At 72.2% G+C, this 7,930-nt stretch carries 9 protein-coding genes; 8 read left to right on the forward strand and 1 reads right to left on the reverse strand.

Features of this window, described 5'->3' with window-relative positions:
* Positions 1–63 precede the first annotated feature (63 nt).
* The 8 genes from GVL03_RS11885 to GVL03_RS11920 all read left to right on the forward strand — a co-directional run bounded on the left by GVL03_RS11885 (position 64) and on the right by GVL03_RS11920 (position 6,511).
* On the forward strand, positions 64–393 hold the full coding sequence (locus GVL03_RS11885; protein ID WP_159501213.1) for a GNAT family N-acetyltransferase: 330 nt from the start codon (positions 64–66) through the stop codon (positions 391–393).
* Positions 390–1,073, forward strand: a complete 684-nt coding sequence (locus tag GVL03_RS11890) for a DUF1345 domain-containing protein (RefSeq protein WP_159501214.1) — start codon at positions 390–392, stop codon at positions 1,071–1,073. Before GVL03_RS11885 ends, GVL03_RS11890 begins: the two co-directional genes overlap by 4 nt.
* A gap of 166 nt (positions 1,074–1,239) precedes the next feature.
* Positions 1,240–1,791 carry an ECF transporter S component gene (locus GVL03_RS11895; protein WP_159501215.1) on the forward strand — a complete coding sequence of 184 codons (552 nt, stop codon included), beginning with the start codon at positions 1,240–1,242 and terminating at the stop codon, positions 1,789–1,791.
* A 7-nt stretch (positions 1,792–1,798) separates the two neighbouring features.
* A complete protein-coding gene (locus tag GVL03_RS11900; protein ID WP_159501216.1) occupies positions 1,799–2,404 on the forward strand; it encodes a TetR/AcrR family transcriptional regulator in 606 nt (201 codons plus the stop codon).
* A gap of 48 nt (positions 2,405–2,452) precedes the next feature.
* Positions 2,453–4,225 (forward strand): ABC transporter ATP-binding protein, encoded by a 1,773-nt coding sequence (locus GVL03_RS11905; RefSeq protein WP_159501217.1) that lies wholly within the window; start codon positions 2,453–2,455, stop codon positions 4,223–4,225.
* Positions 4,222–5,040: an energy-coupling factor transporter transmembrane protein EcfT gene (locus GVL03_RS11910; RefSeq protein WP_159501218.1), complete on the forward strand. Its 819-nt coding sequence runs from the start codon at positions 4,222–4,224 to the stop codon at positions 5,038–5,040. The genes GVL03_RS11905 and GVL03_RS11910 overlap by 4 nt, the downstream gene beginning before the upstream one ends.
* 65 nt (positions 5,041–5,105) lie before the next feature.
* Entirely contained in the window at positions 5,106–5,969 is an 864-nt protein-coding gene (locus GVL03_RS11915; protein WP_159501219.1) for a siderophore-interacting protein, read from the forward strand.
* Positions 5,966–6,511: an ECF transporter S component gene (locus GVL03_RS11920; RefSeq protein ID WP_159501220.1), complete on the forward strand. Its 546-nt coding sequence runs from the start codon at positions 5,966–5,968 to the stop codon at positions 6,509–6,511. The genes GVL03_RS11915 and GVL03_RS11920 overlap by 4 nt, the downstream gene beginning before the upstream one ends.
* A 41-nt stretch (positions 6,512–6,552) precedes the next feature.
* On the opposite strand, the gene GVL03_RS11925 is transcribed toward GVL03_RS11920, so the two are convergent.
* Complete coding sequence (locus GVL03_RS11925; RefSeq protein ID WP_159501221.1) at positions 6,553–7,716, reverse strand: acyl-CoA dehydrogenase family protein; 1,164 nt, start codon at positions 7,714–7,716, stop codon at positions 6,553–6,555.
* Positions 7,717–7,930: the final 214 nt, after the last annotated feature.

Consider the following 7,930-nt stretch of genomic DNA (forward strand, 5'->3'; position numbering starts at 1 on the left):
GCGGGCGTAGCGCCCGGCACCCGCGCGGCCTAGCGTGGGACCCAGCGAGGAGAAGGAACCGCCATGACCGCCGACGAGGGCCCGGTGCGCGTCGACCGCAACGACGCCGAGGGGCGATACGAGGTGCGAGTCGGCGTCGCGCTCGCCGGCTTCACGGAGTTCGAGGTCGACGCGCAGGGACGCCTCGTCTTTCCGCACACTCAGGTCGACCCGGCCTTCTCCGGCCGCGGGCTCGCGTCCACCCTGGTGGGCGCGGCGATGGCGGATGTCGCTTCCCGCGGCGAGACGGTCGTTCCGCTGTGCCCCTTCGTCGCGAGGTACCTGCACGAGCACGAGGTCGAGGGCCTCGACATCGACCTGCCGCCCGGCCGCGCCCCCGGGGACGAGGGATGACCGACGGGGACGAGGCGCCGCATCCGTCCGGGGACTTCCACTCGTTCCGGCACAGGGCGGGGGTGCGCGTCGCGGGGCTGTTCGTCGTGCTCGTCGCGGTGTCGGTCGTCGTGGGTCTCGTCGGCTCGTGGGACTACGCGCCCGCGGTCGGCTGGATCGCCGCCGCCGGGACGTACACGATCTGGGTGTGGCTGACGGTGCTCCGTCTCGGCCCCGACGAGACGGCGGCCCACGCGACGCGGGAGGATCCGACCCAGCCGGTGGCACAGGGGCTGCTCGTCCTGGCGAGCCTGGCCAGCTTCGGCGCGATCGGGCTGGTGCTGATCGAGTCCGGGTCGGTGCGGGGCGCGGCCCGGTTCGCGCTGGCGGGCGTGGCGCTCGTGACCGTCGCGGCATCCTGGTTCCTCGTGCACGTGCTGTTCACGCTGCGCTACGCCGCCCTCTACTACCGCGCCGGAGAAGCCGGGGTGGACTTCAATCAGCGCGAGCGCCCCCGCTATCTCGACTTCGCGTACCTCTCCTTCACGCTGGGGATGACCTACCAGGTCTCGGACACCGACCTCACGGCGGACGGGTTCCGCGGCGAGGTGCTTCGCCACGCGCTGCTGTCGTTCTTCCTCGGGGTCGTCGTGCTCGCGGCCACCATCAACCTGGTCTCGAGCCTGGTGGGCGGCATCTGACCCGCGCCCCGGGCCGTGAGACTGCACGTGAGCGCCGAGACCGTGGGGTTGCCCCGCAGTCTCGGCGCCAGCATGCAGTCTCGCGGATGGAGGGAGGTGGGACCGGGGGCTCGGGATCGGGGCGATGGGGCGATGAAGCGGCCCGAGTCGCGGCTACGCTGGGGACGTGGCCCGTTCCGCCGTCATGTCAACGCGCGTCCTCCTCACCTGCGCGGCGATCGGCGTGGTGACCGGGCTCCTCGGCGGCATCGCCGGATGGATCACCCCCGGTGTCCTGCTCGTCGCTCCCATCGCCTACGGATTCGTCCTGGGCGTGCACGTGCTGCCCGGGATCGTCGCGCAGGAGGTGCTGCGGCTGCCGTGGGTGGCGCTGCTCACCCACGTGCTGGCCGCCCTGGTCGCCAGCGCCACGAGTCCCCAGTGGACGCTGCGCTACCTCGGCACCGCCATCCTCTTCGGCGGCATCCAAGAGCTCATCGCCGCCCTCACCCGCTACCGCGCCTGGCAGGCATGGCGGTTCTTCGTCTCCGCGGTCGTGATCGGCGTCGTCATCGCCGTCGCGGTGGCGTTCGCCGCGCACATCGCGACGTACGAGCCGTGGGCACAGATCGCCTACCTCGTCCTGTCCGTGCTCGCGCCGGTCGTGTGGACCGCGATCGGGCTGTGGGTCGGCACGGGCCTGCGCCGCGCGGGCGTCGTGCGCACCGGCCGACGCTGAGGCCGGCATGCCCGTCACCGACTCCCCCGAGCGTCGCCGCCTGGCCGGCCTCGTCGCCGATCTCGTGCTCGAGAACGGCCTGCTCGACCACAGCCTGTCCGGCATCGCCCGGCAGATCGGCTCCAACAACCGCATGCTGCTCTACTACTTCGGATCGAAGGCGAAGCTGCTGGAGGCCGCGGCGGATGTCGCCACCGAGCGGTTCCCGCATCTCGCGGCCGTGTTCGACCGGCTGGCGGCCGACGACCTGCCCCTCGAGGACCGGCTGCTGCGCGCCTGGAGCGACATCGGCGCCGCGGAGAACCGTCCGTACCTGGTCATGTTCTTCCATCAGTTCGGCGTCGCGATCAGCGCGCCGGACGAGTGGGCGGACTATCTCGCCGAGCTCGGCACCGGGTGGGTCACGCTCGTGCGGCAGGTGCTCGAGGCGGAGGGGTACACCGGCACGGCCTCGGAACGGGCGGCCACCCGCATCGTCGCGGACTGGCGCGGGCTGCAGTTCGCACTGCTGTGCGGCCTGCCCGCCGAGGACCTGGCCGAGGCATATCGCACCGGCATCCGGGAGCTGCTGACGGGGATGGCCGCCGACCGTTCACCTTCCCGCACTGGTTAGGGCCGGCTAAGTTAAGAGGGCCACCCGCCGACCCGACCTGGATGTGCCGTGCCCGATTCACCTTCGTCGCCTGCTCCGACTCGCGCGAACGCCGACCCGGCCCCGGTCGCGCCGCCCCTGCTGCGCGTGCGGGAGCTCGCGATCACGCACGACGGCGCGACGCGCCCTTCTCCGGCGTCCGTGTCGTTCGACATCGGCCGCGGCGAGGTCGTGCTGCTGCTGGGCCCGAGCGGATCGGGCAAGTCCACGCTCGCGCTCGCCCTCGACGGGCTGATCCCGCACGCGGTGCCGGCGACCCTCGAGGGCGCCGTCGAGATCGAGGGCGTCTCGACCGTCGACACCAGCGTCGCCGCCCTGAGCACGCACGTGGCGATGGTGTTTCAGGACCCCGACGCGCAGCTGGTCACCGGAACGCTCCTCGACGAGGTCGCCTTCGGCCCCGAGAACCTGCGCCTGCCGGTCGACGAGGTGCTGCGCCGCGCCGAGGACGCCCTGCGCCGAGTGGGCCTCTGGCGCCGCCGTCACGAGAACCCCGACGTGCTCTCGGGCGGGGGGCGGCAGCGCCTCGCGGTGGCGGCGGCACTGGCCATGGGGTCGCCCCTCCTCGTGCTCGACGAGCCGACGGCGAACCTCGACCCGCAGGGCATCGAGGAGGTCTACGCGACGCTCGGCGAGGTCGTCGCCGCGGGCGACCGGTCGATCGTGCTGGTCGAGCACAACCTCGATGCGGCGGTCGGGTTCGTCGACCGCGTCGTCGTGCTCGATCAGCAGGGGCACCTCGTCGCGGACGGCCCGGTCGACGAGGTGTTGCGGCACCGCGCGACCGAGCTGCACCGGCTCGGGGTGTGGCTGCCGACCTCGGCTCTCGCGGGTCTGCGCCTGCGCACCGCCGGGTTCGTCCTCGATCCCCTGCCGCTCACCCCCGACGAGCTGCACGCCGCCCTGGCGCAGCATCCGCCCGTCCCTTCGTCTCGCTTCGCTCGCCCGGGGGAGCAGATCCGTCCGGCGAAGGATGCGGAACCGGCGGTGCGCGTGCGCGACCTCACCCTGGTGCGCGGCCGCGCCGAGGTGCTGCACGACGTGTCGCTCGACATCGGCCGCGGCGAGTTCGTCGCGATCGTCGGGGCGAACGGCGCGGGGAAGACGAGCCTGCTCCAGGCGATCGCCGGGGTCGTTCCGGCCCCGCGCGGCACCGTGCACGTCGGCGACGTCGATGTCGCCCGCGCCGACGCCCGCAGCCTGCCGTCCCGGATCGGGTTCGTGTTCCAGAACCCCGAGCACCAGTTCATCGCGCACACCGTGACCGACGAGATCGCGCACGGGCTGCGCCGGCAGCGTCTCGCCGACCCCGAGGTGAGCGCCCGCACGGCGGCGCTGCTGACCCGCTTCGGGCTCGCCGACCGGGCCGACGCGCACCCGTTCCTGCTCTCCGGCGGCCAGAAGCGGCGGCTGTCGGTGGGCACGGCGCTCGTCGCCGGAGCGCCCGTCCTCGCGCTCGACGAGCCCACGTTCGGACAGGATCGCGCGCGTGCCGACGAGCTGCTGGCCCTGCTCGCCGAGCTGAACTCCGCCGGCACGACGATCATCGTCGTCACCCACGACATGCAGCTGGTGGCCGAGTACGCCGACCGCATGATCGTCGTCGCCGACGGCCGCATCGCAGCGCAGGGCCCCACCGCCGACGTGTTCGACGACGTCTCGCTCGTCGAGGGCGCGGGGCTCCGGGTGCCGCCGCTGCGCCGTGCCCTGCGGGGGCTGGCGCGGCATCCGGAGCTGGCCCGCGCCACCCGGCTCACGGATCTGCCGGGGAGCCTCTCATGAGCGTCACCGCGGCCGACCCGTTCGCCCGCGCGCTGCCGACGAGCCCGGTGCGGTTCCTCCACCGGCTGAACCCGCTCGCGAAGCTCGCCGCGGTGATCCCCGCGACCGTGGTGCTCGTGTTCGTGCGCGATCTCGTGACACCGCTCGCGTTCCTCGTGCTCGCGTACGCCGTGCTGCTGGTCGGCGCCCGCCTCAGCGGGCGGATGCTCGCGATCCTCCTGCTCGCGGTGCCGGCCGTCATCGCGCTGATCGGATGCGGCTTCTCGCTGTGGACCGACGCCTCGCTCATCGACACCACCCCGGTCATGCTGCAGATCGGCGGCTGGCGACTGTACGCCGGCGCCCTCGCGATCGGCTTCGCGACGGCGCTGCGCTTCGGCGCGATCATCGCGCTCGCGCTCCTCGCGGGACTCACGACGACCGGGCCCGACCTGGTGCGGTCGTTCGTCCAGCAGCTGCGGGTGCCGTACCGCATCGGGTACACGGCGCTTGCGGCGTTCCGCTTCGTGCCGCGGTTCGCGCACGAGCTCGACGTGATCCGTCAGGCGCACCGGGTGCGCGGAGCGCACGGCGGCCGCGGCCCCTTCGCCGCGGTGGCCCGCTGGCTCGGGTACATCGTGCCGCTGCTGGCCGGCGCCATCCGGCACGCCGAACGCGTCGCGCTCGCGATGGACGCCCGTGCGTTCGGCGCCCACCCCGACCGCACCGAGCGGTACGACGTGCCGTTCCGCACACGCGACACGGTGTTCGTGCTCCTGTTCTGGGCGGTCTCGGCCATCGTGCTCGCACTCCTGTTCCCATGGGGCACCGGCTGAGGCAGCCGGAGGCACCGCATCCGCTGTCATCCGCATCGCCCGCTTCATCCGTCGGAAGGTTTCCCATGGCCCGTTCCAGTCGTCTCATCAAGCCCGCATCGCAGGACCTGCTGCACCTGCGGGTGCTGCGCACCGAACGTCTCTCGCCGCACTGGCTGCGGATCACGCTCGGGAAGGGCGACATCGACCGCTTCGTGCCGATGGGGTACGACCAGTGGTTCCGGATCTTCCTGCCGGTCAGCGGCGAGGAGGGTCTCGAGCGCATCCCCGCGAAGGCGAACAAGCTGCTCGGATACCTGAAGTACCTGCGCATCCCCGACGGGATGCGGCCGGTCATGCGCAACTACTCCGTGCGGGCGTTCCGTCCCGCGAGCGGCGACACAGGGGCAGAGCTCGACGTCGACTTCGTGCTGCACGGCGAGGGCCCCGAGGCCGGACCCGCCTCGCGCTGGGCGCATACCGCGCAGCCGGGCGACAGCGTCGTCATCATCGACGAGGGCCTGTCGTTCAACCCCGAGCGAGGTGTGCAGAGCGTGTTGCTCGTCGCGGACGAGACGGGCCTTCCCGCCGTCGCCAACATCTGCGCGACGCTGCCGGCGGATGCGGTCGGCAGCGCGATCCTCGAGACTCCCGCCGACGACGATGCGCTGGAGTTCGACCGCCCCGCGGGCGTCGAGGTGCGCTGGCTCGTTCGGGACCCCGCGACGAAACCGGGCGCCCTCGCGCTCGAGACCCTGCGCGACGTCGCCCTGCCCGCCGACGGCGTGCACGCCTTCGTCGTCGGCGAGCAGTCGCTGCCCACCGGCGGCCGCCGCATCCTGGTGGAACGCGGCGTCGACAAGGAGGCCATCAGCTTCGTCGGATACTGGCGCGTGGGCGCGGCGTCGCCGTCGCCGAACTCCGCCAAGGCGGACGAGAGCCCACGATGAGCCGGGTCTCGACGGTCTACCTGCTGACCTGCGCCGCGATCGGCGTCGCCGGCGGGGTGCTGCTGTGGCCGGCCGGGTGGGCGTCGTCGGCGCTGTTCGTCGTGGTCCCGTTCGCGTCGGTGGCGCTCGCCGGACTCTGGCTGCTGCCCGCGACCGTCGCGCTGCGGCTGCTCGAGCGGCCCCTCGCGGGCATCCTCGTCGGCGTCATCTCCGGCCTCGTCGTGTTCCCGTTCCTCGGTGCCGCCGTCTGGTGGGCGTTCTTCGCGGAGGTGCCGTTCCTGCTCGCGCTCTATCGGTCGTGGCGCACGTGGCAGTACTACGCGGGCGCCGCGGTCGTGGGAGTCCTCTATCCGGTCCTCGCCGCCGAGACGTTCGACCTGTGGAGCATGGGCCCCGGGCTCATCGCGGGGTTCTTCGCGCTCACGCTCGCGAGCTGCCTCGCGGGCGTCGCCCTCGGCATCCTGGTCGCCGACCGTCTCGGCCGCGCCGGCGTCGCCCGCCTCGCCCGGCGCCGCCCGAAGCCCGCACCCGCCGACGCGTAGGGCGGATGCGGCATCCGCTCTACGCGCAGCGCCGCGTCGGGCTATCTGCGTCCGGTGACCTGACGGGCGACGATCTCGCGCATGATCTCGTTCGTGCCGCCGTAGATGCGGTGCACGCGGGCGTCGACGAACGCGCGCGCGACGGGGTACTCCATGATGTAGCCGTAGCCGCCGTGCAGCTGCACGGCGCTGTCGAGGACCTCCCATTCGCGCTCGGTCGACCAGAACTTGACCTTCGCGGCCTCCTCCGGCGTGAGCCTCTGCTCGCCGTAGAGGGCGATCGCGCGATCGACATAGGCCCAGAGCACGTCGACGGTCGTCGCGATGTCGGCGAGCGCGAACCGTGAGTTCTGGAAGTCGGCGACCGGCTGCCCGAACGCCTCGCGGCTCTTCGTGTAGTCGAGCGTCCAGTGCAGCGCCGCTTCGGATGCTGCGGCCGCGGCGACGCCGATCGACAGACGCTCGAGCGGAAGGTTGCGCATGAGCTGCACGAAGCCGTGGCCCGGCTCGCCACCGATGAGGTTCTCGTCGGGGATGAACACGTCCGTGAACGACAGCTCGGCGGTGTCGTGGCCGGCGAAGCCCATCTTGTGCAGCTTCTTTCCATGGTCGAAGCCCTCCATGCCGTTCTCGACCAGCACGAGGCTGAACGCGTCGGGTCGGTTGCCCTCGCCGGTCTTGACGAACGTCACGACGATGTCAGCGGTCTTGCCCGAGGAGATGAACGTCTTCGCGCCGTTGAGGATCCACCCGCCGTCGACCTTCTTCGCGACGGAGGCGATGCTGCGCAGATCGCTGCCGGCGCCGGGCTCGGTCATCGCGAGCGCGCCGAGCACCTCGCCGGTCGCCATCCCGGGCAGCCACTTCTGCTGCTGCTCCGGCGTGCCGAAGTGCGCGAGGTACGGAACGGCCAGGTCGTCCTGGATGCCGAAGGCACCGGCGAGCGAGCCCAGGCCCGCCTTGATGACCTCTTCGTTGACGACGGCGCGGAACCGATAGTCCTGCAGCATCCCGGCACCGCCGAACTCCTCGGGGACGGACAGGCCGATGATGCCGGACTCACCGGCGGCCAGGAGCGTCGCGCGGTCGATCTCGCCGTCCGCATCCCACTTCTCGCGCTTCTCGTTCGTCGCGTACCGCTTGATGAACTCCTTGACGACGTCGCGGAACGCCTCGTGGTCCTCGTCGTAGATGTCGCGCTCCATGGTGCGCCGATCCTCCCTCTCCGCACTGCGGTTCTGCGGTTCTGCGGTTCTGCGGTTCTCGCGGCGACGCCGGGCGCGGACTGCGCGGGGCGACGTCGCCTCGGCTCGGATTGTATGTCGGCGGCAGCTCCCGACGGCCGCACGCTGTGGAATCGCATCCCGCCACCCGCGGAACCGAGTCCCGCCGTTGTGGGATGCCTCCACCCCGCCCCAC

The sequence above is a fragment of the Microbacterium sp. 18062 genome (assembly GCF_902706225.1).
In the GTDB taxonomy this organism is placed as follows: Bacteria; Actinomycetota; Actinomycetes; order Actinomycetales; family Microbacteriaceae; genus Microbacterium.

Bases quoted from the DNA above. Each gene is read 5' to 3' on its own strand.
- GVL03_RS11885 (WP_159501213.1), top strand. From the start codon at position 64: ATGACCGCCGACGAGGGCCCGGTGCGCGTCGACCGCAACGACGCCGAG.
- GVL03_RS11890 (WP_159501214.1), top strand. From the start codon at position 390: ATGACCGACGGGGACGAGGCGCCGCATCCGTCCGGGGACTTCCACTCG.
- GVL03_RS11900 (WP_159501216.1), top strand. From the start codon at position 1,799: ATGCCCGTCACCGACTCCCCCGAGCGTCGCCGCCTGGCCGGCCTCGTC.
- GVL03_RS11910 (WP_159501218.1), top strand. From the start codon at position 4,222: ATGAGCGTCACCGCGGCCGACCCGTTCGCCCGCGCGCTGCCGACGAGC.
- GVL03_RS11915 (WP_159501219.1), top strand. From the start codon at position 5,106: ATGGCCCGTTCCAGTCGTCTCATCAAGCCCGCATCGCAGGACCTGCTG.
- GVL03_RS11920 (WP_159501220.1), top strand. From the start codon at position 5,966: ATGAGCCGGGTCTCGACGGTCTACCTGCTGACCTGCGCCGCGATCGGC.
- GVL03_RS11925 (WP_159501221.1), bottom strand. From the start codon at position 7,716: ATGGAGCGCGACATCTACGACGAGGACCACGAGGCGTTCCGCGACGTC.